General features: G+C 63.2%; 24 protein-coding genes. 9 read left to right on the plus strand and 15 right to left on the minus strand.

Annotated elements, in window-relative coordinates:
- The first annotated feature begins 78 nt into the window (after nucleotides 1-78).
- From ACX3P1_RS07970 to ACX3P1_RS07980, 3 genes are all read left to right on the plus strand, one after another.
- Nucleotides 79-672, plus strand: a complete 594-nt coding sequence (locus ACX3P1_RS07970) for a hypothetical protein (protein WP_459079038.1) — start codon at nucleotides 79-81, stop codon at nucleotides 670-672.
- Nucleotides 673-731: 59 nt separating this feature from the next.
- The gene (locus ACX3P1_RS07975; protein ID WP_459079039.1) at nucleotides 732-971 is read left to right on the plus strand and encodes a DUF6074 family protein; all 240 of its coding nucleotides are present in this window, start codon (nucleotides 732-734) and stop codon (nucleotides 969-971) included.
- A gap of 234 nt (nucleotides 972-1,205) precedes the next feature.
- A complete protein-coding gene (locus ACX3P1_RS07980) occupies nucleotides 1,206-1,628 on the plus strand; it encodes a YidB family protein (RefSeq protein WP_459079040.1) in 423 nt (140 codons plus the stop codon).
- 18 nt (nucleotides 1,629-1,646) lie between these two features.
- Here ACX3P1_RS07980 and ACX3P1_RS07985 read toward each other — a convergent pair whose 3' ends face one another.
- From ACX3P1_RS07985 to ACX3P1_RS08010, 6 genes are all read right to left on the minus strand, one after another.
- A complete protein-coding gene (locus tag ACX3P1_RS07985) occupies nucleotides 1,647-2,699 on the minus strand; it encodes a sensor histidine kinase (RefSeq protein WP_459079041.1) in 1,053 nt (350 codons plus the stop codon).
- Between the two features lie 71 nt (nucleotides 2,700-2,770).
- Entirely contained in the window at nucleotides 2,771-3,688 is a 918-nt protein-coding gene (locus ACX3P1_RS07990) for an ROK family protein (protein WP_459079042.1), read from the minus strand.
- On the minus strand, nucleotides 3,685-4,485 hold the full coding sequence (locus ACX3P1_RS07995; RefSeq protein ID WP_459079043.1) for an alpha/beta fold hydrolase: 801 nt from the start codon (nucleotides 4,483-4,485) through the stop codon (nucleotides 3,685-3,687). The genes ACX3P1_RS07990 and ACX3P1_RS07995 overlap by 4 nt, the downstream gene beginning before the upstream one ends.
- The gene (locus ACX3P1_RS08000; protein WP_459079044.1) at nucleotides 4,482-5,342 is read right to left on the minus strand and encodes a sugar phosphate isomerase/epimerase family protein; all 861 of its coding nucleotides are present in this window, start codon (nucleotides 5,340-5,342) and stop codon (nucleotides 4,482-4,484) included. The genes ACX3P1_RS07995 and ACX3P1_RS08000 overlap by 4 nt, the downstream gene beginning before the upstream one ends.
- On the minus strand, nucleotides 5,342-6,418 hold the full coding sequence (locus ACX3P1_RS08005) for a Gfo/Idh/MocA family protein (RefSeq protein WP_459079045.1): 1,077 nt from the start codon (nucleotides 6,416-6,418) through the stop codon (nucleotides 5,342-5,344). The genes ACX3P1_RS08000 and ACX3P1_RS08005 overlap by 1 nt, the downstream gene beginning before the upstream one ends.
- Nucleotides 6,419-6,433: 15 nt before the next feature.
- On the minus strand, nucleotides 6,434-7,633 hold the full coding sequence (locus ACX3P1_RS08010) for an ROK family transcriptional regulator (protein ID WP_459079046.1): 1,200 nt from the start codon (nucleotides 7,631-7,633) through the stop codon (nucleotides 6,434-6,436).
- 168 nt (nucleotides 7,634-7,801) lie between these two features.
- On the opposite strand from ACX3P1_RS08010, the gene ACX3P1_RS08015 reads away from it, so the two are divergent.
- From ACX3P1_RS08015 to ACX3P1_RS08025, 3 genes are read left to right on the plus strand one after another with little or no spacing between them, the layout of a single operon-like run.
- Nucleotides 7,802-8,545, plus strand: coding sequence for an ATP-binding cassette domain-containing protein (locus tag ACX3P1_RS08015; protein WP_459079047.1), 744 nt, complete (start codon nucleotides 7,802-7,804; stop codon nucleotides 8,543-8,545).
- Between the two features lie 52 nt (nucleotides 8,546-8,597).
- Nucleotides 8,598-9,578 (plus strand): ABC transporter permease, encoded by a 981-nt coding sequence (locus ACX3P1_RS08020; RefSeq protein WP_459079233.1) that lies wholly within the window; start codon nucleotides 8,598-8,600, stop codon nucleotides 9,576-9,578.
- Between the two features lie 41 nt (nucleotides 9,579-9,619).
- Nucleotides 9,620-10,633 (plus strand): sugar-binding protein, encoded by a 1,014-nt coding sequence (locus tag ACX3P1_RS08025; RefSeq protein WP_459079048.1) that lies wholly within the window; start codon nucleotides 9,620-9,622, stop codon nucleotides 10,631-10,633.
- Nucleotides 10,634-10,749: 116 nt separating this feature from the next.
- On the opposite strand, the gene ACX3P1_RS08030 is transcribed toward ACX3P1_RS08025, so the two are convergent.
- Nucleotides 10,750-11,658, minus strand: coding sequence for a LysR family transcriptional regulator (locus ACX3P1_RS08030; RefSeq protein ID WP_459079049.1), 909 nt, complete (start codon nucleotides 11,656-11,658; stop codon nucleotides 10,750-10,752).
- A gap of 94 nt (nucleotides 11,659-11,752) precedes the next feature.
- Here ACX3P1_RS08030 and ACX3P1_RS08035 point away from each other — a divergent pair, with 94 nt between their 5' ends.
- Together ACX3P1_RS08035 and ACX3P1_RS08040 are read left to right on the plus strand one after the other, a co-directional pair.
- Nucleotides 11,753-12,631: an aldo/keto reductase family oxidoreductase gene (locus ACX3P1_RS08035; protein WP_459079050.1), complete on the plus strand. Its 879-nt coding sequence runs from the start codon at nucleotides 11,753-11,755 to the stop codon at nucleotides 12,629-12,631.
- A gap of 198 nt (nucleotides 12,632-12,829) precedes the next feature.
- Entirely contained in the window at nucleotides 12,830-14,053 is a 1,224-nt protein-coding gene (locus ACX3P1_RS08040) for an argininosuccinate synthase (RefSeq protein WP_459079051.1), read from the plus strand.
- A gap of 91 nt (nucleotides 14,054-14,144) precedes the next feature.
- On the opposite strand, the gene ACX3P1_RS08045 is transcribed toward ACX3P1_RS08040, so the two are convergent.
- The 5 genes from ACX3P1_RS08045 to ACX3P1_RS08065 form a co-directional block, all read right to left on the minus strand.
- Nucleotides 14,145-15,092, minus strand: coding sequence for a substrate-binding domain-containing protein (locus ACX3P1_RS08045; protein WP_459079052.1), 948 nt, complete (start codon nucleotides 15,090-15,092; stop codon nucleotides 14,145-14,147).
- Nucleotides 15,093-15,155: 63 nt separating this feature from the next.
- Nucleotides 15,156-16,160 carry an ABC transporter permease gene (locus tag ACX3P1_RS08050; protein ID WP_459079053.1) on the minus strand — a complete coding sequence of 335 codons (1,005 nt, stop codon included), beginning with the start codon at nucleotides 16,158-16,160 and terminating at the stop codon, nucleotides 15,156-15,158.
- A gap of 10 nt (nucleotides 16,161-16,170) precedes the next feature.
- Entirely contained in the window at nucleotides 16,171-17,721 is a 1,551-nt protein-coding gene (locus ACX3P1_RS08055) for a sugar ABC transporter ATP-binding protein (protein ID WP_459079054.1), read from the minus strand.
- Entirely contained in the window at nucleotides 17,718-18,893 is a 1,176-nt protein-coding gene (locus ACX3P1_RS08060; protein WP_459079055.1) for a Gfo/Idh/MocA family protein, read from the minus strand. The genes ACX3P1_RS08055 and ACX3P1_RS08060 overlap by 4 nt, the downstream gene beginning before the upstream one ends.
- A 10-nt stretch (nucleotides 18,894-18,903) precedes the next feature.
- The gene (locus tag ACX3P1_RS08065) at nucleotides 18,904-19,959 is read right to left on the minus strand and encodes a sugar phosphate isomerase/epimerase family protein (protein WP_459079056.1); all 1,056 of its coding nucleotides are present in this window, start codon (nucleotides 19,957-19,959) and stop codon (nucleotides 18,904-18,906) included.
- 247 nt (nucleotides 19,960-20,206) lie between these two features.
- Between ACX3P1_RS08065 and ACX3P1_RS08070 the strand changes: the two genes are divergently transcribed.
- Nucleotides 20,207-21,256 (plus strand): LacI family DNA-binding transcriptional regulator, encoded by a 1,050-nt coding sequence (locus ACX3P1_RS08070; protein ID WP_459079057.1) that lies wholly within the window; start codon nucleotides 20,207-20,209, stop codon nucleotides 21,254-21,256.
- Nucleotides 21,257-21,289: 33 nt separating this feature from the next.
- Here the strand turns inward: ACX3P1_RS08070 and xylA are convergent, their stop codons facing one another.
- The 3 genes from xylA to ACX3P1_RS08085 form a co-directional block, all read right to left on the minus strand.
- Complete coding sequence (gene xylA, locus ACX3P1_RS08075) at nucleotides 21,290-22,615, minus strand: xylose isomerase (RefSeq protein WP_459079058.1); 1,326 nt, start codon at nucleotides 22,613-22,615, stop codon at nucleotides 21,290-21,292.
- A 100-nt stretch (nucleotides 22,616-22,715) separates the two neighbouring features.
- Nucleotides 22,716-23,741: a LacI family DNA-binding transcriptional regulator gene (locus ACX3P1_RS08080; RefSeq protein WP_459079059.1), complete on the minus strand. Its 1,026-nt coding sequence runs from the start codon at nucleotides 23,739-23,741 to the stop codon at nucleotides 22,716-22,718.
- 130 nt (nucleotides 23,742-23,871) lie between these two features.
- The gene (locus ACX3P1_RS08085; protein WP_459079060.1) at nucleotides 23,872-24,687 is read right to left on the minus strand and encodes a lytic murein transglycosylase; all 816 of its coding nucleotides are present in this window, start codon (nucleotides 24,685-24,687) and stop codon (nucleotides 23,872-23,874) included.
- Nucleotides 24,688-24,787: the final 100 nt, after the last annotated feature.

The raw sequence follows: 24,787 nt of genomic DNA on the forward strand, positions 1-24,787 counted from the left end.
CTGCTGCGCTTCATTGTCCGTCTCCAAAAGTGGGCGGACTCTACCAAAACATGGAGGAAGTTTAGGGTCTAAGGTCAGGTGTCAGACATCTCTGCCTTCATGCCCGAGGCGTTGTCGAAAGCGAGAAGCGGCAAGGATGAATGGGCAGCACTCGGCGTGCTTTCCTTCAACGGCACCGCCCGGGTTGGCAACCAGGTTTCTTCCGGCGAGACGCGGACGCTCCTTTCGGGAACCTACGAGGTGCGTGAAAAGCCCCTCTGGTCGGAAGATACCGAGGTGCTGAAGGCCGGCAAGATCAGGAGCGGTGAGAGCGCCGAGATCATGACCGCAGGCAAGGAAGGAAGGCAGCCGGCCGAGGTCTTCGGCCATATCGCCAAGATCGAACCGGGCAAGCCGGGATTCAATGTCGGCCTGGTTTCGGCTCCCGGTCCGGTGTCGCTGGAGATCGGCTATTTCGGCGGCGCCAAACCGGCGAACATCGCGCCGACCTGGATGGATCGCGCGCTGACGAGCCCTCTGGTCCTGGCCCTTGCTTTCCTGCTGTCCGTCATCCTCAGCGCCGTGCAGTTCATCGGCGGTATTGTTCCAGCTATCCTCAGGCTGGCACCCGGAGCCGAAGCAGCGGCCGTCCCGGAAAAGACGGTCGTGCAAGACCCGGTGGCCGATCACTGAACTGCCGGAATTTTTCCGTGTTCACCCTCTGTAAACCATGATTGGCCAACTGTGCCGGCATGGCTGACCTGATTCCTTTTCCGCTGAGTTCCCGCACACATCTCGTCAAGACGATGGTCGACGATCTGGAGGTGGTGCACGGCCCTGCCGCCAGCGAGTTCTGGCGGACAAGGGTCGCCGAGATCGTCACTGGCATGCGTGCATCGGGCCTGTCCGACGCGGTGATCCGCTCCGAAATCCTCGATCTCCAGGACGCCGTGCAGACCGAGATGCAGTTCCGGAGCCGGCGCGAAGCCTGATCCCCGCCGCCTTCGCCACCGCCAGGGACAGCCCGCTGGCCATCTGCCATTTCGGCAGAAGGCCCGCACATCCATGGACATGCGGGCCCGTTGCCTGAGACGCCCCGAGAATGGGTGCGAGAGAGAATGGACGGAAGCGAAACCGGTTCCACGGCTTTCTGAAAAAAAGTGGAATTGCGGAACTTTTCCGCCGGCTGCGGCTTTTCGTTGCGCAACAACAAGGGGAAACGCATCATGAGCCTCAATCTGAAAAATGTCGCGGTCGCGCTGATCGGGCTACTGGCCTACAAGAACCGCGACAAACTTGGCGAACTCATCAGCGGCGCGTCTTCGACCGACCCGAACGGCGGCGGTCTGGCTGGCGGCCTGAACGACATGCTCGACCGGCTGCGCAATGCGGGCGCCGGCGATCCCGTCGATAGCTGGGTTGGCACCGGGCCGAACAAGTCGGTTCAGCGCGACCAGATCGAAAAGGCGATCGATCCCGATACGCTGAAAGAACTTTCCGCGCAGACAGGATTGTCGATCGATGAGCTTGTCGAGCGGCTGACCAAGGATCTGCCGGACGCGGTGGACGGCCTGACGCCCGAGGGCCGGATGCCTTCCGGCGACCTGAATACGCTGCTGGACAATTTTCCGGGCGGCCGCCCGGCGTGACTGATCGGGTGTGGAAATCTAAAGCGGGAGCGGGAGATCGCCCTCGCTTTCCGGCTCTACGCCGGGCTGAACAAGCGCTGACGCGACGGGTGCTTTCAGGACCCAGCGCAAATTACCTTCTATCTTTTCCAGGGTGGCGGTTCCATTGACCGCCGCCGGCGCGACTCGCTGGAGGACGATGCTGCCAAAGCCGTGCCGACCGGTGTCCGTCGTTGCAGAAGGCGTCGTTTCTTCCCAGATGATCGACAATTCGCGTTGCCCTGCTTCGTCTGACGTCACCTGCCAACTTACCGCGATCCGCCCGGCACCCCGCGAAAGAGCGCCATGCTTGGCCGAGTTGGTTCCCAGTTCATGGAACGCCATGCCGATATACTGGACGGCGTTCGGCAACAGGGTGAGAAGCGGGCCGGAAAGCGTGATCTGCTCTTCATAGCCGAACGGTTTCAAATGCTCTTCGACAAGGTCGAACAGGCTGGCGCCCTGCCAGTCGGAGGTGACCAGAAGGTCGTGGGACCGCGACAGCGCGATGATGCGGTCGCGTATCTGCCTTTCGAAATCCTGCGGGTTGACCGCCCGCTTGGCCGTTTCCCTGACCATGGAGATAATGACCGAAAACTGGTTTTTTACGCGATGATTGACCTCACGCAGCAGCAGCTTGATACGCCGCTCGCTTTCCTTGGCCTGCGAAATATCCCTGGCGATCTTGGACGCGCCGACGATCTCGCCATCGCTGTTCCTGATCGGTGAGATGGTCAGCGAAACGGGAATAAGCGTTCCGTCCTTGCGCAACCGCAGCGTCTCGAAGGTTTCGACCCGCTCGCCACGGCTGATGCGGTCAATGATGTCGGTTTCTTCCATGTGCCGGTTTTCGGGGATGAGCATGAGAACGGATTTGCCCACCGCTTCCTGCGCGGTGTAGCCGAACAGCCTTTCGGCGGCGCGGTTCCAGTCCGTTATGACGCTGTTCAGATCCTTCCCCACGATGGCGTCGAAGGACGAATCGAAAATCGCGGCAAGGCGGGCGGCGGCGTCCACCGCCTGGCTGCTGCGGGCGCTTTCCGAAATTACCATGAATGTTCCGCCAACATGAGGTCGACAACGAGGGATCAGCTTTTGCGCGGCCGACTATATAGAATAATCCCTCATTCCGCCAAGCGCTGCCGTGCTGCGGAGCCAAGATGAATCGCGCCGTGGATGGCCGCCTGCCAGCCAAGGCAGGCCCAGCGTATATCCGGCGAATGGATCAATCCGGAGTGCGGCAGGCAGCCAACGATGCGGTGCTTGAGCAGATCGCGGGGGTATCCCGTCATTTCGACGACACCGCCGCCCAGAAGAATGGTTTGCGGCGAGAATAATACTGCGGCGCTGGCGACCGTCACCGCCTGCTGCCATAGGATGTCGTCAAGCGCGTCGGCGAGCGCCGGCGAGCCGGCGCCCGCCTCAAACAGATCGTTGACGGCGACGCCGTGCCTGGAAGCGAGATCGACCAGCGTGACGCCCGAAGCATAGGCTTCGACGCGCCGGGGCGGATTACCATGGTCGTCCATTCGGCGCACTGGCATATGCCCGATTTCAAGCGCCCATCCGCCGCCGCGGAAAATGCCGTCCCGGCCGAGATATGCCGCACCGATGCCGGTGCCGAAATAGACGCCCAGTACTTCGCTCTCCCCGCGAACGGCGCCGGCGATGCTTTCGCCGAGCAATTGGAGAACGACGTCGCGCTCAAGGCGCACCGGCACGCCAAGCGCCGCCGCCAGTTCCGAAGCAAGATGCGTTCCGTTCAACTCCGGGATGTTGGCTGTGTGCAGGACAGTGTCGAAATCGCGCCCGATGAAACCGGGAACGGTCGCCACCACGCGCTCTATCGCCAGCCCGGCCTCGAGCGAGGCAGTACGCAGGATGGCCGCCAACCTGGAAACCGGCACGCCGTGCCGAAGTTCGTCAGTCGAACAGGTGCGCGTAAACTCAAGCGGCTCGCCACGATCGGCAAAGCCGACCTTGACCGAAGTTCCGCCGATTTCCGCCACGGCGATCGTTGCCGTTTCTGCACCTTGCATCATGCCTGGGCATCCAGGAATTCGGCAAGACAGGCCCCAAATTCCTGCCGGTAGGCGTTCCGGTCGACGGCCTTCGGCGTTATGACGCGGAGGATCGCTCCAGGGATCAGGCGGGCCAGCGTCTCGGCATGGGCCAGCGGATGAGCCAGGTCGTGGCCATGGCCGATCACCAGCGTCGGAACCTCGATGGCGCGCAGTTCCTCTTCGGCAATGCCGGGCCCGTCGGCGGCGATGGCGCTCAGCAAGCCACCAAAGGCCACCGGCGCGGCGCGGGAAAAGAACCCTTCCAGGCTGGCGAGATTGTCGGGCGCGCGCTGCCTTAACTCGGCCGCCGTTTCGCTCGCGTCGAACCGGCGTCGCGCCTCGTCCGGCGGGCAGCTCTGGAGCAGCTCGCCGACCAGGCCGTAGGGCAGCATGTTGGCGGGGGCGGAAGCCGTCACCCATGCCGGCCGTGCAAGAACCAGCGCGCGTACCCGTTGCGGCCGCCGCACCGCCATGCGCAGGGCAATTGCCGCTCCCATGGAGATGCCGCCGACAACGGCCGCTCCCAGCTTCAGGCGATTTGCCAACGCATCGAGGTCGTCGGCGAAGGTCTCGATGGAAAGCTGCGCGACCGGTCCGAACGACGAACCGCCCTGCCCACGGCACTCCAGCGTGATCCTGCGAACCTCCGGCACATCCGGGAAAATGTCGGCGACCTGTGCATCGTCACCGCCGAGACCGTGCTGGAAAAGCACCGGCCGGTCGCTTCCGATGTCCCGATATTCGAGATGAACGCCGTCCCGGTCGAAAGCGGTCATCTGCCGCCTTCCTGCGCCGCCCGAGAGGACGCATGGCGCTCTAATACGCCCTTTAGGAAGCGGGCCACCGCAGGCGCCTTCGCTTCGGTTAGCCCATGGGTTATCAGGGGACCGTCGAAGCCGGCGCTTTCCAGGCAAGCGACGAAGTGAGGAAAATCGATCACGCCTTGCCCGGCCGCCGTAAAGCCGCCGTCCGCGCTGCGGTCCTTGGCATGAGCCATCGTGATGTTTGGGCCGAGCAGGCCGACCGCTTCTTCCACCAGCCTATGCCTTTCTTCCGGCGTCGCCACCTCGAACAAGTTGGCCGGATCGAGCACGATGCGCAGGCGCGGGCTGGCCATTTCCTTGAAAAGCTGTGCTGCGGCAGCCGCGCTGGAAACGACATTGGCCAGTTCGGGTTCGATGCCAAGTTCCAGATCGAAGCGCTCTGCGATGGCGACGGCCTTCTCCATCTCCACGAGAAGGTCGCGCCATGCGTCGGCATCGGCGTTTGCCGGATGCCACCGCCATTGGTCGGCCGGATCGCGCGTTCCGGTACACAGCGTGACCAGCCGCGTTCCCATGCCGTGGCTCACGCCGCAAAGAACCTCCAGTCTGGCAAGGCCGGCTTTCCGCACGGTAATGTCCGGGTGGATCATGTTGTAGGTGCCGGAGACGGCGGTGATCGATATGCCCGTGCGCACTGCCGCTTCCGCGACATCTGCGGCCACGGCGGGATCGATGTGTTCGGGCATCGACGGCATGCCGAGGCATGCGAGGTTGAACTGTGCGGTCTCAAAGCCTGCGGTGGCGACCGCCTGCAGACTGGATAGCGCCCCTTGTGCCGCGAAAGTCTTGGCGAAGATGCCGAGCTGCATCACACGATTCCTTCGGCGTCGGCGAGACGGAAGGCCTTGCCGCTGGCCACCGACCGCGCAATCGCCACCATGGCGCGGACCGATGCGATGCCGTCGTCGATGTCGGCGCCTTCCATGGGCGCGCCGTTCAGAATGACATCGGCGAAGCCCTCGACCTGGCGCCGGTAGAAATGACCGTCCGCTCCCAACAGGCGATGCCAGCTTCCGTCCGCTTCCCGGAAAATATCGACTTCGCTGCTCTTATAATACCAGGGATTGTAGGTCTTGGCCAAAACGCTGCCGTTCTGGCCGTAGATCTGGAAACCTTCATGCCAGTCCATCCGCACGGCGACGGTAAGATCGAGCTGGCCGACCGTGCCATCCTCGAAATAGGCGTTCACGAACCAGCAATAGGCTCCGAACCGCTGGGTGAGGCGGGCATCTACCGCCTCGATCGGGCCGAACAGATGCCTGGCCGTGTCGACCAAGTGGCTGCCATGAGCCAGCATGTAATACTGGGCCAGATTGTCCTTGGGGTTGACCGCCGGTTTCCTCGCCTTGGCGCTCTTGACGATCAGGGGCTGGACAGCGTCGGTCATGGCGTAGCGGTGGGTGTTGTCGCAATACCAGCCCTTATAGGCCAGCCGCTCGCCCATTTCCCCGGTCACGAATGCCTTGGCCGACTGGATGCCGGGATCGAACCGCTTCATGTGCCCGACCTGGAGCACCTTGCCGCTGGCCTTGACCAGCCCGCGCAGGCCCTCCACTTCCTCGATCGATACGCCAAGCGGCTTCTCGCACAGCACATGCTTGCCCGCCTGAAGCGCCATTTCGGTGGCCCTGACATGGAAGGCGTCGGAAGTCGCGATGATGACGGCATCGAGATCGGGATCGGCGAGCATCGTCTCGTAGTCGGCGTAGGATTTTTGCGGCGCGTGCGTCGCGGCCATCCGCTCGCGCAGATCGTCGGCGACATCGCAGATGGCATAGAGGTCCGCGTTCCGTGCCTTGGCGCATGATTCGAAGTGCGCCGCCTGCGCAATCGGACCGCAGCCCAGAATCCCGATCCGCAGCCTGTTGTCGTCTTTGCGAGGCATGAAAACTCCTGTCTGTTACAATTCTGCGAGATCGCGCGGCTGCAGGCGCGATTCTCCCGAGAACAGCGCCTGATGAAGCAGATAGGCCGCGCCGAGCGCCGGCCCGTCATTGCCGGTGCGCGATAACTCGATGCGCGGCACGGGGTAGCCTTCGACGAAGGCTACCGCCAACGAAGCCTCGGCCTGTTCGGCAACGAACGGGTAAACCGCACTGACCGACCCGGCGAGAATGATGCGCCCGGGCTGCAGCACGCAGGCAAGCGCGCCAAGCCCGCGCACGAGCCAGTGCGCCCAGTCTTTCGCGCAGGCCAGGGCGGCGGGTTCTCCGGCGGCCAGTCTCTCGATGAACGCGTCCAGCGTGCAGGTGACGCCCGCCATATGCGCGTACCGGGCAAGCAGCGCGTCCTTGCCGATAAAGGTCTCCAGGCGGCCGGGCCGCACCGGGTCGTAGATGAAACCTGCCTCGCCGATCGGCATATGGCCGATCTCGCCTGCGCCGCCCAACTGGCCGCGATGCAGCCGGCCGCCACTGACGATGCCGCCGCCGACGCCGTTTTCGATCAGGACAACGAGGCTGTCTTCGCTTTCCCCCTCGCAAAGACCGGAGCGATAGGTTTCGGCCACGGCCACCGCGTTGGCGTCGTTTTCAAAAAGGATCGGGATATTCAGGCCGGCGGAGACGGAAAGAAAGTGCGTCAGGTTAATGCCGTGCCAGCCGAGAATCGCGGCATGGTAGGTTGCGCCATTCGCGCCAAGAAAACCCGGGAGGGCTATGTTCAAGCCGTAAGTCCGCGTGCCTGGGGGCAGCTTGCGAAGCACGTCCCCAACGAGCGCCATGACGATCTCCACCGCCAGATCGGGCTTGCTCGCCGCACCCGAAAAGCCGCGCGACGCCCTGGCGCAGATCGCTCCGGTCAGGTCGACGGCAAGAACGTCGACCCGGTTGACGCCGATATAGGCGCCGAGAAAGGAGGCACCGTTGCCATCGAGTTCGACGATGATTCCCGGTCGGCCGACCCTGGCCCCGCCTTCGTCCCCTGCAGTGTCCTCCCGCTCCCGGGCAAGGCCGGCATCGACCAGGCTCTGGACGAGGATGCCCGTCGTCGAGCGCGTCAGGCCAAGTTCGCGTGCGAGTGCCGCCCGGCTGAGGCCGCCCATACGGAACAGCGCGCCAAGCGCACGGACTTCATTTGGTCGAAAATCGGAGGTGCCCAAGGAGGTATCCACCTATTTGTTCGATACATTGACTAATTGACTGTGCATTCACTGTCAATTCGTGATTATCGTGCTGCATTGCAGCATACCGAAGCTGCATTCCGGCTATTGACGGGCCGTAAAAAGGGTGGTTTGTTCGATAAAATTACAAAGATGCGGGGAGATGCGATGACCCTTCTGGCGCGGCTCGAAAATATCGTGAAGGATTTTGGTGCCGTCCGCGCGCTCGATGGTGTTTCACTCGACATCAACCAGGGCGAAGTTCTGGGTCTGATGGGAGACAATGGAGCCGGCAAGTCGACCCTGGTGAAAACCATCGCCGGCAATTTCCAGCCCTCGTCTGGTTCTTACGTGCTGGAGGGCAAGCCGGTAGTGTTTTCCGGCCCGGCCGACGCCCGCCGCCACGGCATCGAGGTCGTCTATCAAGACCTCGCGATCTGCGATAATCTGACGGCTTCGGCGAACGTTTTCCTCGGCCGCGAATTGATGAAGCGGCTCGGGCCGGTGAAGGTGCTGGATCACAAGGGCATGAACGCCCGGTCGGCCGAAATATTCAAGGAACTGAAATCCGAGACGCGCCCTGCCGATCTGGTCATTCGCATGTCGGGGGGCCAGCGCCAGGCGGTGGCGATTGCGCGCACCAGGCTTGCCAGGTCGAAAATCGTGCTGATGGACGAACCGACGGCGGCAATCAGCATCAGGCAGGTCGCCGAGGTGCTTGCCCTCATCCGCCGCATGAAGGAGCAGGGGCTTTCCGTCATCCTGATCAGCCACCGCATGCCGGACGTCTTCGAGGTGTGCGACCGGGTGGTCGTGATGCGCCGAGGCCGCAAGGTAGCCGACAAGATGATCGACCGGTCGAGCCCGGAGGAAGTGACCGGCCTGATTACCGGCGCGATCCAGACCGCCTGAAACCGACGATCCGGAGAAGAAACGCATGAGTGCTCCCGACGAAGCCCCCGGCATGGATGTCGACCTGCTGAAAGGCTCCGAACGGCCGTTCTGGGGCCGTGTAGTCCTGGCGCAGGAAACGTGGATAGCGCTGGCGATCCTGGTGATCGGCCTCGCCGTCTCGCTGATCTCCTCGAAATTCGCGACCCCCGGCAATTTGCTCAACGTCTTCCAGAACGCCTGTTTCATCGGCATCATGGCGCTTGGTATGACGCCGGTGCTCATCTGCGGCGGCATCGATATTTCGGTCGGTTCCATCCTCGGCATGTGCGGGGTGACGCTCGGCATCGTGCTCAACGCCGACATGCCGCTTGTGGTTGGCATTGTGGCCACGCTTGTCATGGGTATTGCTTGCGGCGCGGTGAACGGCGCCATCATCGCCTATATCAGGCTGCCGCCCTTCATCGTCACGCTCGCCACCTTGTCTATCGGCCGCAGCCTGGCGCTGGTGCTGACCAACAACGAGGTGTTCTACGAGTTCGGCCGGGCGACGAACGGCATCATCGCGCTTGGTGGCGGCTACAGCTTCGGGCTGCCCAACGTGGTCTATGCCCTGGTCGTCGGCGTCATCGTCCTGCACTTCCTGCTGACCATGACGCGCTGGGGCCGCTATCTGTTTGCCATTGGCGGCAATGAGAGCGCGGCGCGGCTGGCCGGCATCCCGGTCGACCTCGTCAAGGTCTCGGCTTACGCGTTCAGCGGCATGATGGTCGCGATCACGGCCGTATTCCTGGTGGGCTGGCTCGGCGCCGTCACCAACGCGATCGGCACCGGCTACGAGTTGCAGGTCATCGCGGCGGCGGTCATCGGCGGCGCTTCGCTGACCGGCGGCTTCGGCACCGCGCTTGGCGCCGGCATCGGCGCCATCCTCGTCGAGGTCATTCGCAACGCGCTGCTCATCGCAGGCGTCAACCCCTTCTGGCAGGGAACGTTCGTGGGAAGCTTCATTCTCGCTGCCGTCCTGCTTGAAAGAATCCGCTCGCTGCGTCGCTGAGGGCGGATCCACACCTGAAAAAGAATAACGGAGGAACGTCCATGCATCTCTCTCGCAAACTCAAGGTAACCCTTTCGGTCGCTTGCCTGGCCATCGGCATGACGGCAGTGCAGGCCAATGCGGCGGAGCGCGAGTTCGCGCTCGTCTTCAAGGTTCTCAACAACGCCTTCAGCCCGCCGATCAAGCAGGGCTGCGAGGCTGCCGCCAAGAAACTCGGCGACGTCACCTGCACCTATCTCGGACCGACCGAATATGACGAAGCCAAGCAGGTCCAGCTTGCTCAGGACATGGTCACGCGCGGCGTTGCCGGCCTCGGCATTTCTGCCGGCAATCCGAAGGCGATGGCCCGCATCATGAAGATGGCCAAGGAAAGGGGCATTCCGGTCGTCACCTTCGACACCGACGTCCTGCCGGAAGACGCCGGCCTGCGCTCCACCTATATCGGCACCGACAATTACGAATTCGGCATTGCGCTGGCGCAAAAGGTGCTCGACAACAAGAAAAGCGGCGGAACCGTCTGCATCCAGTCGGGCGCGCCGGCTTCCGAAAACCTGAAGGCGCGCGTCCAGGGTATCCGCGACACGCTGGCCGGCGTCGCCAAGGACAAGGGCGTGGATACGCTGACCGGCCAGAATGGCTGGACGGAGCCGGCAGGTTGCCCGGTCTACAACAATGACGACATCACGCTGGCGGCCCAGCAGGTTCGCGACGTCATGACCAACAATCCCGAACTCAGCGCCTTCGTTGCGGTCGGCGGTTGGGCGCAGTACGCGCCGCAGGCCTACAAGCAGGCAATGGAGCCGCTCAAGGCCCGTCTCGACAGCAAGGATCTGGTGGTGGTATTCGGCGACAATTTCGGCCCGCAGCTGCCGCTGCTCGCCGAAGGCCTCAGCCATTACAATATCGGCCAGCGCCCTTACGACATGGGCTACGAAACCATCATGGCGCTGGACAAGCTGACCAAGGGCGAAACCGTTGAGCCGTTCATCAAGACCGGCACCGAGGTCTGTACGCCGGAAGACGCGCTGACCACCTGCGGCAAGATCGCCGAGTAACCGAAACTCCCTGCATCCCGGCCGAAGTTCGGCCGGGATGCAGCATATCGGATGGAGCGACCGTTCAACGCCCTCGCTCCCCTCAAGGATAGAGTCGTCTCCGAGCCGGGCGGACGTCAGGCCCGGTTGGCGGACGCCTTGATGAAATCGATGAAGGCGCGCAGCGGCGCCGGCACGAGGCGGCGACCGGGATAGTAAAGGAACGGCCCGGAAAAACGCGGCCACCATGGTTCGAGGACGGGCTGGAGGGCGCCGCTCCGCAAATGCGGGCGCAGCCATTCTTCGAACAAGTAAATGATGCCGTTTCCCGCGATTGCCGCATCGACGGCGAGATCGACCCCTCCACCTGCCCGCACGATGAGCGGCCCTGTTGGATCGACTTCTATCGTCTTGCCGTTGCGCTCGAATTCCCACGGGGTGACGGCCCGCCCGGAAAAGCGACTGCGCAGGCAGGCATGGTCGAGCAGGTCGCGGGGATGTTCCGGCCGATCATGGCTGGCAAGGTATGAAGGGGAGGCGGCGGCGGCGAAGCGCTGGACGCGCGGTCCGATCGGCACCGCAATCATGTCCTGCTCCAGCCGCTCGTCGTAACGGATGCCTGCATCACACCCAGCGGCCAGCACGTCGACGAAGCTTTCCTCGGTGATCACTTCCAGCCGGATGTCGGGATAGGCGTCGAGGAATTGCGGAACGATAGCGGGCAGCACCAGGCGAGCAGCGCTGACCGGAACGTTCAGCTTGAGCATTCCCGCCGGCCTGTCGCGAAAGCCGGTCACGGCGTCGAGGGCAGCTTCAACCTCGGCGAATGCCGGGCTAAGCCGCTCCAGCAGGCCCTTGCCGGCTTCGGTGGGAGCGACGCTGCGCGTCGTCCGGTTGAGGAGCCGGACACCAAGCTGCGCTTCGAGCCTACGCACGGCCTCGCTCAGACCCGAAGCGCTCAGGCCGCTGGCCCGCGCTCCCACGCGAAAGCCGCCGGCGCGCGCCACCGCGACAAAGGCATTCAGATCGGACAGGTCGCCCTTCATTGTTCGGTACTCCGCACAAGCTGTTCGGATTGTACCTAATTATCAACAGGCCGCATAGCGACTATCTTCGGTTCATCTTGATAGGAGATCGACCATGACCAATATCGACAAGTCCGGCACCTTTATCTTAGGCGGCCGCAGCGTGAACCGCCTGGGCTACGGCGCCATGCAACTCGCGGGGCCGGGCGTTTTCGGCCCGCCCAGGGACCACGACGCGGCTCTGGCCGTGCTGCGCGAGGCCGTGGCATCCGGGGTGAACCACATCGACACCAGCGATTTCTACGGCCCGCACGTCACCAACAAATTGATCCGCGAGGCGCTGCACCCCTATTCCGACGATCTGCTTATCGTGACCAAGATCGGCGCGCGGCGGGGCGAGGACGGATCGTGGCTGCCAGCCTTTTCGCCCGAAGAACTGACCCAGGCGGTACACGAAAATCTGCGCAATCTAGGCCTCGACGTGCTGGATGTGGTCAATCTCCGGCTGATGTTCGATACGCACGGCCCCGCCGAAGGGCCGATCGAAGCGCCGCTTTCCGCTCTCGCCGAACTCCAACGGCAGGGTCTGGTGCGCCATATCGGCTTGAGCAACGCCACGCCGGTCCAGATAGCGGAAGGCCGTCGCATCTGCGAAATCGTCGAGGTGCAGAACCAGTACAATCTGGCGCATCGGGACGACGATGGCCTGATCGATGATCTTGGGCGCGAGGGCATCGCCTATGTGCCGTTCTTTCCGCTTGGCGGGTTCACCCCGCTGCAGTCGTCGACCTTGTCCGGTGTCGCTGCTCGTCTAGGCGCGACACCCATGCAGGTTGCGCTGGCCTGGCTGCTTCGCCGCGCGCCGAATATCCTGCTGATCCCCGGAACGTCTTCCGTCGGGCATCTGCGGGAGAACCTTGCCGCGGCCGAACTGGTCCTGCCGGACGAAGCCATCGAGGAACTGGACGGCGTTGGCGATAGCAGCGCCGACTAACACTCTGACCCTGGACCAATCGACATATCACGCTCCGATCGCTGAATGTCGATTGGTCCCAATAAAACCCGTTTGGAAAATTTGTGAGAGGGGGCTTTAAGAGCCGCACGAAAACCCGGCTAATCGCCTCACCTCTTGCCGTACCCGGAAACGGCGTGATACCTCGCCTCCAACCTTTATCACGGAACGGCGGAAAGAATGTCCAAGCTCAAAGACGTCAAGAAGGTCGTGCTTGCCTATTCGGGCGGTCTCGATACCTCGATCATCCTGAAATGGCTGCAGACCGAACTCGGCGCGGAGGTCGTCACCTTCACCGCCGACCTCGGCCAGGGCGGTGAACTGGAGCCGGCGCGCCAGAAAGCCGAGATGATGGGCATCAAGGACATCCGCGTCATGGATGTGCGCGAGGAGTTCGTGAAGGACTACGTCTTTCCGATGTTCCGCGCCAACGCCGTCTATGAAGGCTGCTACCTGCTCGGCACCTCGATTGCGCGCCCGCTGATCTCCAAGCATCTGGTCGACATCGCGCGGGAAACCGGCGCGGACGCCGTCGCCCATGGCGCGACCGGCAAGGGCAACGACCAGGTCCGCTTCGAACTGGCCGCCTATGCGCTCAACCCCGACATCAAGGTCATCGCGCCGTGGCGCGACTGGGCGTTCAAGTCACGCACCGACCTGTTGAACTTTGCCGAACAGCACCAGATTCCGGTGCCGAAGGACAAGAAGGGCGACGCCCCGTTCTCGGTCGATGCCAACCTTCTGCACTCCTCTTCCGAGGGCAAGGTGCTGGAAGACCCGTGGGTCGAGCCGCCGGAATTCGTGCATCAGCGCAGCGTTTCGCCGATGGACGCGCCCGATGTCGTCACCGAGATCGAGATTGAATTTCTCAAAGGTGATCCGGTCGCGTTGAACGGGAAGAAAAAATCTCCTGCCTCGATGCTGGCGGCGCTCAACGACCTTGGCCGCGACAACGGCATTGGCCGGCTCGATCTGGTCGAGAACCGTTTCGTCGGCATGAAGAGCCGTGGCGTCTATGAGACGCCGGGCGGCACCATCCTGCTGGCCGCGCATCGCGGCATCGAATCCATCACGCTCGACCGAGGTGCCGCGCATCTCAAGGACGAGTTCATGCCGCGCTATGCCGAACTGATCTATAACGGCTTCTGGTTCTCGCCGGAGCGCGTCATGCTGCAGGCGATGATCGACAAGAGCCAGGAAGACGTCGAGGGCACGGTGCGGCTGAAGCTCTACAAGGGCAATGTCATCGTTTCCGGCCGCAAGTCGCCAAAATCGCTCTACCGCAACGACCTCGTCACCTTCGAGGACGACCGTGGCGCCTACGACCAGAAGGACGCAGAAGGCTTCATCCGCCTCAACGCGCTGCGCCTGCGCACGCTGGCCGCCCGCAATCGCGGCAAGTAGGCTTCGGCCAGCGGGCGCTGCTCGCGGGTACAAATCGACATAAAAAAACCCGGCGCGAGGCCGGGTTTTTCATTTTTGAGGCGAAAAAGAATCAGAACGGAGAATCCGGGAAGTAGAAGCTTTCCGCATTGTCCTTGGTCACCAGCGTGGCGTCGAGGATGAAGGTGCCGCGAACCGGAACCTGATCGTAGAAGTTGCTGGCGGTGAGTTCCATCGCCGTGCCGATCATTGCCGGCGGATACAGCACGTCCACCGGGACCATCTTGTCGCCGTCCATGACCTTCTTGATCATGTCCTTGGAACCCGCGCCGGCGATGACATACTGGATGTCGGTGCGCTTCGCCTGCTCGATGGCCTGCAGCACGCCGACGGCCATGTCGTCATCCTGGCACCAGACCGCGTCGATCTTGGGGTACTTGGTCAGATAGTCCTGCATCACCTTGAAGGCGTCGTCGCGGTTCCAGTTGCCGAACTGCTTTTCCAGCACCTTCACGCCCGAGCCTTCGATCGCCTTGTCGAAGCCGTCCTGGCGCTGCTGGTCAATCGGAATTGGCAGGCCGCGAATGACGACGACCTGGGCATCCGGGGTGGTGTCCTTGATGTATTTGCCAGCGACAGCGCCAAGGGCGGTGTTGTTGCCGGCGACATAGAGGTCACGCACCGAATCGTCGTTGTTCGACGGCGCACGGTCGACCAGCGTCACGAAGGTGCCCGTGTCCTTGACTTCCTTGATGGCATTGACCAGCGGGTCCGGATCGGACGGCAGGATGACCAGCGCGTCGATGCCCTGCACGGCCAGATCCTGGACCGCGTTGGCCTGCGACGCCGCATCCGCTGAGGTCTTGACGATGACGTTCAACCCCGGATGTTCTGCCATCAGAAGCTTGGCCACGCGCTCTGCGTGGTACACGATGCCGGCGGTCCAGCCATGGTCGGCCGCAGGTATCGAAACGCCGATCGTCACTTTCTTGTCTTCGGCGTGAGCCACGCCCATTAGGGCCGCCATGGCGACGGCCAAGCCCAACATTCGCTTACGCATAGTTACCTCCCAAGAGCTTCAGGTCAGTTGATCGACGACCGGGCGACCCGACAATCCGGCCATTCACGATTTCCGCACCAGCGAACGCTGGACGAGCATCGCAATGATGATGATCGCGCCCTGTATGGCGCCGATCAGATATTCGCTGACGAAGTTCGACAAAAGCATGATGTTGCCGACGATTTCGAGGATGAACGCGCCGCACACCGTGCCCCAGATGCGGCCGACTCCACCGCGTAGCGCGGTGCCGCCGACCACCACGGCGGTGATCGCCTGCAACTCCCACATCAGGCCGGTGGTGGCCGAGGTGGAGCCGAGGCGGGGCACGTAGAGCAGGCAAGCCACGGCGACGCACAGGCCCTGGATGATGTAGGTGACGGTGCGCACGCGGTCGACCGGAATGGCCGAATAGCGCGCCACGTCCTCATTGGAGCCGACGGCCAGCACATGGCGTCCGTAGCGGGTCCGATGCAGCACGAACGCGCCGATGAGTGCCACCGCCACGATGATGATGATCGGCACAGGAACGCCCAGCACCGAGCCGAAATAAGCCGGACGGTAGAGCGTCTGGATTTCGGGCGAACGCACGGTGATCGCGCCGCCCTGCGACAGCCAAGTGGTAAGGCCGCGATAGATGCCCATGGTGCCGAGCGTCGCGATGAACGGCTCGATGCGCCCGACCGTGGTGACGAGGCCGTTGGCAAGCCCGCAAGCCAGGCCGACAACGATGGCCACGCCCATGGCGGCAACCAGCATGAGGGCCGGGTCGGCGATCACGCCGCTGTTCATGAACAGGATCATCAGGCTGGCAACGAACGCCACCATGGAGCCGACCGACAGATCGAGGCCGCCGGCGGCGATCACGAAGGTGGCGCCGACCGCGATGATGGCGATGAAGGCGCTGCGGGTGATGACGTTGAGGAGGTTGTCGACGCCCAGGAAATTCGGGTTGGCGAAAGTGCCAAGCACCAGAAGCAAAGCCAGCGCGACGAAGGGCGCGACCGCCCTCAGGTCGATGTCCTTCCACGATTTCCGGACTTTTTGATTGCTCGCTGCGAGGTCGGTCATTGTCGATCCGCTATGCGGCCTCCCCGGATTTGACGCCCGTCGCCATGACGACGATCTCGTTTTCGTTCATGTGTTCGCCCGACACTTCGCCGACGAGGCGGCCGCCGCGCATGACGACGATGCGGTCGCAGATGCCGATCAGTTCCGGCATCTCGGACGAGACGACGATGATCGAACGCCCTTGCGCGGAAAGCTCGGCGATGAATTTGTAGATCTGTTCCTTGGTGCCGATATCGATGCCGCGCGTCGGCTCGTCGATGATGATGATGCCGGGATCGGTCATCATCATCTTGGCCAGCAGCAGCTTCTGCTGGTTGCCGCCCGACAGTTGCCCGGCAAGCATGTCCTTGCGGCCGGCGCGAATGTCGAACTCGCCGATGGCCTTGTCGAGGGCGACGCGTTCCTTGGCGCGGTCGACCTGCAGGCCGCGCTGGAACCTGTCCAGCGAGGCAAGCGTCAGGTTGATGCGCAAATCCTCGGCCAGGAGCAGGCCCTTGCCCTTCCGATCCTCACTCAGATAGGCGATACCGGCCTTCAGGCTGGCGTCGACATTCTGGAAATGAGCCGTCTTGCCGTTGATGCGCAGCGCGCCACGACCGGGCCGGAGGCCAACGATGCCTTCCATCAGTTCGGTGCGCCCCGCGCCGACAAGGCCGGCAAAGCCCAAAATCTCACCCTTGCGCAGCTGGAACGAGGCGTGCTGGGCGTAGCCGGGAACCGAAAAGTCCTCGACTTCCAGCACCGTTTCCCGAACGGCTTCCGTGTGGCGGTCGGGGTAGAGTTTTGCCACGTCGCGGCCGACCATCAGCCGCGCCATGTCGACCGGCTCCAGTTCGCGGGCCGGATGGCTGGCGACCAGCTTTCCGTCGCGCAGCACCGTCACCTTGTCGGCGATTTCCTTCACTTCCGGCAGCCGGTGCGAAATGTAGAAGACGCCGACACCCTTGGCGCGAATGGCGGCAATCACCTTGAGCAGGGCGTCCGTCTCTACCGGGGTCAGCGAGGCGGTCGGCTCGTCGAAGATCACGACGCGGTGCGGCACCAGAAGCACGCGCGCGATCTGGATGAGTTGACGCTGCGCGATGGAAAGGCGGCCGACCACCACGTCGGGATCGATGTCGGCGCCAAGGTCGCGCACGGCCTGATGCGCTCCGGCGTTCATGGCGCGGTCATCGACAACGATGCTCCCGACGAGGCCCCGCTTGTGCAGTTCGCGGCCGAGATAGACGTTCTGGGCCACAGTCAGATCGGGCGCGAGCAGGATTTCCTGATGCACCAAAACGATGCCGCGCCGTTCGGCGTCGACCGGCCCCGTCAGCGTCACGGTCTCGCCGCCGATATGCAGTTCTCCCCGCGTCGGCTGAAGGTGCCCGGACAGAAGCTTCATCAGCGTCGATTTGCCGGCCCCGTTCTCGCCGATGATGGCATGGACCTCGCCCGGATTGACGCCAAGGCTGACGTCCTTCAACACCTCGACCGGGCCGAAGGATTTCGACAGGCCGACCGCTTCCAGTAGCGGCACGCCGGGATTGAGAGGAGCGAGGTCGGCGAAAGGGCTCATCCCACTTTCGTCCACACATTGCCGGCTTTCGATGAGGCGACCGCCGCGTCGATGAAGCGCATGCCGTCAAGCCCGTCCTGCACGGTCGGATAAAGCACGTCGGCGTCCAGTGCCGTCCCGCTGCTTGCGGCGCGAATGGCGCGCGCGGCCTCGGCATAGATCGTGGCAAAGCCTTCCAGATAACCCTCCGGATGGCCGCCCGGCACGCGGCTGACGCGCGCGGCCTGCGGCCACACACCGGCCCCGCCGCGGGTCAACAATTGCTTTGGCTCGCCTAAGCGAGTGAACCACAGATAGTTAGGGTCGGCCTGCGTCCATTCCAGCCCGCCCTTGCTGCCATAGACGCGCAGCTTCAACCCGTTTTCATGGCCGACCGCGACCTGGCTGGCCCACAGCATGCCGCGCGCGCCGCCCTTGTACCGGAGCAATATCTGCACGTCGTCGTCGAGCAGCCTTCCCGGCACGAAGGTCGTCAGCTGCGCCAGAAGATCATCCGTCTCGAGCCCGCTGACGAAGGCCGCCAGATTGTAGGCGTGGGTGCCGATATCGCCGATGGAGCCGCCAGCGCCCGAGCGCTTCGGATCGGCGCGCCATTCGGCCTGCTTGGAGCCGGCAAGCTCGGCCCGCTCGGTCAGCCAGTCCTGCGGGTATTCCGCCTGCACCAGCCGAAGCTCGCCCAGTTCGCCGGCAGCGACCATGGCGCGCGCCTGCCGCATCATCGGATAGCCGGTATAATTGTGGGTCAGAACGAAGACCTTGCCGGTCTGCTTCACCAGATCGACCAGAGCTTCGGCTTCGGCAACGGTGGTCGTCATCGGCTTGTCACAGATGACATGGATGCCGGCTTCCAGAAAGGCGCGGGCGGCCGGCGCATGGACATTGTTGGGGGTGACGATGGACACGGCTTCGATGCCGTCGGGCCTTGCCGCTTCCGCCTTGGCCATTTCCTCGTAGGAGCCATAGGAGCGGTCGGGCGCGATGCCGATTTCCGCCGCCGAAGCCATGGCGCGAGCCGGGTCCGAAGACAGTGCGCCGGCCACCAGCTCGAACTGGTCGTCGAGGCGCGCCGCGATGCGGTGTACCGCGCCGATGAAAGCGCCCTGCCCGCCGCCGACCATGCCAAGCCGGATGCGCCCCGCCTGTACTTCCTGCCTGCTGCCCTTGATCGTCATGTCCGTCTCCCTATGCCAGGCCAAGCATCTTGCGATTGGCCGCATCGTCGGTGCCGGCCCCGGCAAAATCGTCGAATGCCTTTTCCGTGACGCGGATGATGTGATGCTGGATGAAGGGCGCGCCCTCAGCCGCGCCGTCTTCCGGATGCTTCAGGCAGCACTCCCATTCCAGCACGGCCCAGCTATCGTAGCCATATTGCGTCAGCTTGGAGAAGATGGAGCCGAAATCGACCTGCCCGTCGCCGAGCGAGCGGAAACGGCCGGCGCGATCCACCCAGTTCTGGAAGCCGCCATAGACGCCTTGCCGCCCCGTCGGGTTGAACTCGGCGTCCTTGACGTGAAACGCCTTGATGCGCTCGTGATAGATGTCGATGTAGTCGAGATAGTCGAGCTGCTGCAGGACGAAATGCGAGGGATCGTAGAGCAGGTTCGCCCGCGCATGGTTGTTTACCCGCTGCAAGAACATCTCGTAGCTGATGCCGTCATGCAGATCTTCGCCGGGATGGATTTCATAGCAGACATCGACGCCGTTTTCCTCGGCACAGTCGAGCAGCGGCGTCCAGCGCTTGGCCAGCTCGTCGAAGGCGGCCTCGACCAGACCCGCCGGGCGCTGCGGCCACGGATAGATATAGGGCCAGGCCAGCGCGCCGGAAAACGTCGCATGCGCCTTGAGGCCGAAATGCTTTGAAGCGCGAAGCGCGCGCCGGACCTGATCGTTTGCCCATTCGGTGCGCGCGGCCGGGTTGCCGCGCACTTCGGGCGCTGCAAAGCCGTCAAAGGCGGCGTCATAGGCCGGATGCACCGCGACCAGCTGGCCCTGAAGATGCGTGGACAGTTCGGTGATCTCCAGCCCGTGGCTGGCGGCAACGCCCTTGATCTCGTCGCAATAGGTTTTGGAATCCGACGCCTTCTTCAGGTCGAACAGCCGCGCATCCCAGGTCGGGATCTGCACGCCCTTGTAGCCGAGGCCAGCGGCCCATTCGCAGATCGAATCGAATGAATTGAAGGGCGCGGCATCTCCCGCGAATTGCGCCAGGAAAATGGCTGGGCCTTTAATCGTCTTCATTCAGTCCTCCTGCGGAGTGACACCCGCTCTTCCGTTTCAGCGCGCCGGCAAAGCCGATCCTCCGCGCTTGTCATCCATGAAATTATAGGATGTAATCGATTACACCAACCATTACCGAAGCGCCGATGACAGTCAAGAGCGGCCAGTTTGAAACGTTCGGCCGCGATTTGATCCGCGCGGGAAAATCGCGCACAAGGCGCAAGCCCGGCCTCGGGTATTGTGGGTCGCGCACCGGTTCGGAGTAAAAATGGACGACGCCTTGACCAGAACCAATCCCCGCATCGGCGATGTCGCGCGGGCGGCCGGCGTATCGACGGCCACGGTCAGCCGTACGTTGTCGCATCCCGACCTGGTTTCGGCTAAGACGCGCGACGCGGTGCTGGCCGCCGTCGCGCAGACCGGCTACCGCATCAACCACGCGGCCCGGAACCTGCGCCGCCAGCAGACCGGCGGCATTGTCGTTCTGGTGCCGCATCTGTCCAATCCGTTCTTCTCGCTGATCCTGTCGGCCATCGCCCATGTCGCTTCGGCGGCCGGCCTCAACGTGCTCGTCGCCGACACACAGGAACCGAAGGGCGCGGACCGCCAGATCGCCGAATATCTCCACAACAATCGGGCCGACGGCCTGATCGTGCTGGATGGCACGCTGCCGGAAAACACGTTTAGCGGGCGTGGCCGCATGGCGCAGCCTCCGGTGATCTTCGCCTGCGAGTGGGTGGACGACCAGCCGAGCGTCACCATTGACAACCATCACGGCGCGATGCTTGCCGTCGATCATCTGGTTTCGCTTGGCCACCGCCGGATCGGCCATGTCATGGGGCCGCCCGACAATGTCTTGACGCAGCAACGCGCGGTGGGCGTGCGTGCAGCCCTTGCCCGTGCCGGGCTTGCGAGCGATGAACGCTGGTTTTTCGACGGCGATTTCACGCTGGCTTCCGGAATTGTAGCCGCCCGCCAGTGGCTGGCGCTGGAGCAGCGACCGACGGGGGTGTTCCTGTCCAGCGACGCCATGGCTTGTGGCTTCATGTCGGAACTGAACCGGCACGGCATCCACGCGCCCGCGGACGTGTCCGTCGTCGGGTTCGACGATCTCGAAATGTCCGAGCATTTGATCCCGTCGCTGACCACCATCCGCCAGCCACGCGCCGCGATCGGCGAGACGGCGGCCAAGATCCTGCTGAGGTTGATCGAGGGCGAGCGCAAGGGGGACACAGCCGGCGCGCACGGCAGCGAAAGCCAGGTTCTGCCGGTCGAGCTGATCGTGCGCGACAGTACGGCAACACCCTCCCTTGCCTGACATTCTTTTTCTCCTCCCGGCTCCTGACCCGTTTCAGACGTAGCGGTTGACGATGTTCTCCAGATATTCCTGCCGGCCGGAACGCGGCTGCGGCTCGATTTTTTCGTCAATAACGCGCCCGGCGATGTCCTCCAGCGTGCGTTTGCCGGATAGCATTGCCTTTGCCTCCGCCGAGTTCCAGCCGGCATAGCGTTCAGCTAGCGGCCCGGACAAAGCCTTGCCCTCGACCATTTTCGCGGCTGCCTTGAGACCGCGCGCGCAGCAATCCATCGCACCGATATGGCCGATCAGCAGGTCCTGCGGATCGAGCGACTGGCGGCGAAGCTTGGCGTCGAAATTGGTGCCGCCTGTGGTGAAGCCGCCTGCCTGCAGCACCTGATAATAGGCTAGCGCCATTTCCGGCACGTTGTTGGGAAACTGGTCGGTGTCCCAACCGGACTGGTAGTCGTTGCGGTTCATGTCGATGGAACCGAAAATGCCGAGCGCATCGGCCAGCGCCAGTTCGTGTTCGAAGGAATGGCCAGCGAGGATGGCATGACCCTGCTCGATATTGACTTTCACCTCGTTCTCCAGCCCGAACTCCTTGAGGAAGCCGTAAACGGTGGCGACGTCATAATCGTACTGGTGTTTTGTCGGCTCCTGCGGCTTCGGCTCGATCAGGATCGCGCCCTTGAAGCCGATGCGGTGCTTGTAATCGACCACCATGGACAGGAAGCGCCCGGCCTGTTCGCGCTCGCGCTTGAGGTCGGTGTTGAGCAGCGTCTCATAGCCTTCGCGACCGCCCCACAGCACATAGTTCTCGCCCTTGAGGCGCTGGGTGACGTCCATGCAGGCCTTCACCGTCGCCGCCGAATAGGCGAACACGTCAGGGTCCGGATTGGTCGCGGCGCCCGCCATGAAGCGGCGGTTGGAAAACAGATTAGCCGTGCCCCAAAGCAGCTTGGTGCCGGCCGTTTCCATCTTGCCGCCGATATAGTCGGCGATCTCGTCGAGACGCGCCGCACTTTCGGAAAAACTGTCGCCCTCCGGCCGCACGTCGGCGTCGTGGAAGCAGAAATAGGGCGCATCGAGCGCGGTAAACATCTCGAAGGCAATGTCGGCCTTGAGCTTGGCCAGTTGCATCGTGTCGATGCCGCCCGCCTTGGGGAACCATGGGCGATCAAAGGTCTGGCCGCCGAACGGATCGCCGCCCGGCCAGGCAAAGGAATGCCAATAGGCGACGGCGAAACGCAGATGGTCTTCCATCCGCTTGCCGGCGACGACCTCGTCCTTGTTGTAGTGGCGATAGGCGAGGGGATTGGTCGAATCCGGGCCCTCGTAACTGGCGGTCTTGATGTCGCCGAAAAATCCGGTGGTCATTCTGGTGCAGTCCTTAGCAAGCTGGTCGAAAGATCGCCCGTGGCGGGCAAGTCGAGTTGATTTAGATTTACGTACCTCAAAACTAGCACAGCTTCATCGCTCATGGCAGGTTGTCGCGAAGATAAATTTCGATGCGGATGTTTTCCTGCCCTTCGACGATCCTGCTTCCATCGATTGCGGCTTTCAGCAACCGCACCGCGCTGCGTATCTCATGGCCCGCATCCTGGTTGATGACGGCGTCGAACAGGCCGTCACGCAGCGCCTTGCGGGAATGGTCCGTCAGTTCGTGCGCCACGACCACCAGATCGCGATAGGTGGGCTTGCTCTGAAGCACGTCGATGACGCCGCGATTGCCCGCGCCGATGCTGTAGATGCCGACGACGCCCGGCTCGTGTTCCAGACAATCGCCCAGCAGCTTGCGGGTGATGTCGGCGTCGTCGCGCCCCTCCAGCACCGGCAGGCATTCGAGGCCGGGAAATTCGGCCCGTATCACCTGATCGAAGCCCATGCGGCGCTCGACATGGTCGCGGACCAGCATCGAGCCAGCGACGAGCGCGATCTTGCCCGTTTTTGGCCCGATAAAACGCCCGATGAGGCTTGCGGCGGAACGACCGGCGGCCACGTTGTCGATGCCTACATAATGGTCGCGCCGCGAGGCGGGCATGTCGGAAACCATGGTCACGACCGGAATGTTCGCCTGCCGCAGCCGCGCCAATGCTTCGCCGGCGGCGGGCGATTCCGTCGCCACCAGCGCGACGCCTGAAACGGTAGCGGTGTCGAACTTTTCGATTGCGCCGGCAAGGGCGGCACCGTCGAAAGCCGGAACCTTGACGATGTCGATGATCGTGCGATCCAGCGCCGAACGCGACGCGATCTGCTCCAGTTCCCGCTCCATCCCGCGCATAAAGCTGTTTGGCCCTTCGGGGATGATGAAGGCGAGATGGTAGATGCGCTGCTTGGCGAGGTTGGCGGCCGAAATGTCGCGCACGAAACCCAGTCTCGCGACGGCGGTCTCGACCCGTGCCACGGTCACCGCCTTGACGCCGGGCCGCTTGTTGAGCACGCGGTCCACCGTCGCCAGGCTGACGCCGGCCTCTTCCGCTACATCGTGAACCGTCGGACGCACCTGAAACCCTCCCACCAGGATGAACCTAGCGGGAATTTTGAGGTACGTAAAGCAGATTTGCTTCGAGAACAAAAACGCCCGGCCGGGTCATTCCGGTCGGGCGTGATGGGGCGGAATGGGCAGCCGGTTATCAGTTGGCGATACGACGCGCGAACTCGGCCAGCGCCTTCTGGTAGATCGTGGCGCGGTTCCAGTCGTTCCAGACGCCGTAATTGGCCTGTCCCGGCCCGTAGCCGCCGCCGGCGCTCCAGCCATGGCCGCGCAGGAAATTGGCCGTCGAAGCCAGCACGTCGGCGCGCGAGTGGATCAGGTCGCGGCGGCCGTCGCCGTCGAAATCGACCGCGAATTGCAGGTATTTGGACGGCAGGAACTGCGTCTGGCCGAGTTCGCCAAAGCCGGCTCCCTTCATCTGGGAGGCGGCGATGTAACCCTTCTGGGCGATCTCGAGGGCCGAATTCAGTTCATTGGTGAAAAAGGCCGAGCGGCGGCAATCATAGGCCAGCGTCGCCAGCGGGCCGAATACGGCCTTGTTGCCGGAATTGGCGCCGAAGCCGGTTTCCATGCCCCAGATGGCCAACAATACTTCGGGTTGAACGCCGTAGCGCTTCTCGATCTTGTTCAGCAGCGGGCCTTGCGATTTCATGTAGCCCTTGGCCTTCTTGACGTAGGAGGCGGGTGCGCGGCGCGCCAGGAACTGCTCTACCGTGCCCTTGAAGGCGGCATGCTGGTTGCGGTCGATCTTGATGACACCGCGGTCATATTTGACGCCGGCCATTGGACCGGTATCGATGCCGCGCGCCCTGGCGTCCGCCTTGTAGGCTTCGACCCATGCGGCAAAGCCGCTCGAATCCTTGCCGCATTTGCCGGCAGCTTCAGCCCCTGCCGTCGCCGCGAATACCGCCGCAATCGCAGCCGCAACAATCTTTCCCTTGGCAAGAAATGCCATGTTTTTCTCCTGGTTGCCTGAATCACGTCCCGAAGCGAACTTGCCAGCGAAACGCCGGCTTGTCACCGTCGTTTCGGCAACCCGGCGGTCAATGACGACC

The organism is Mesorhizobium sp. A623, assembly GCF_054489405.1.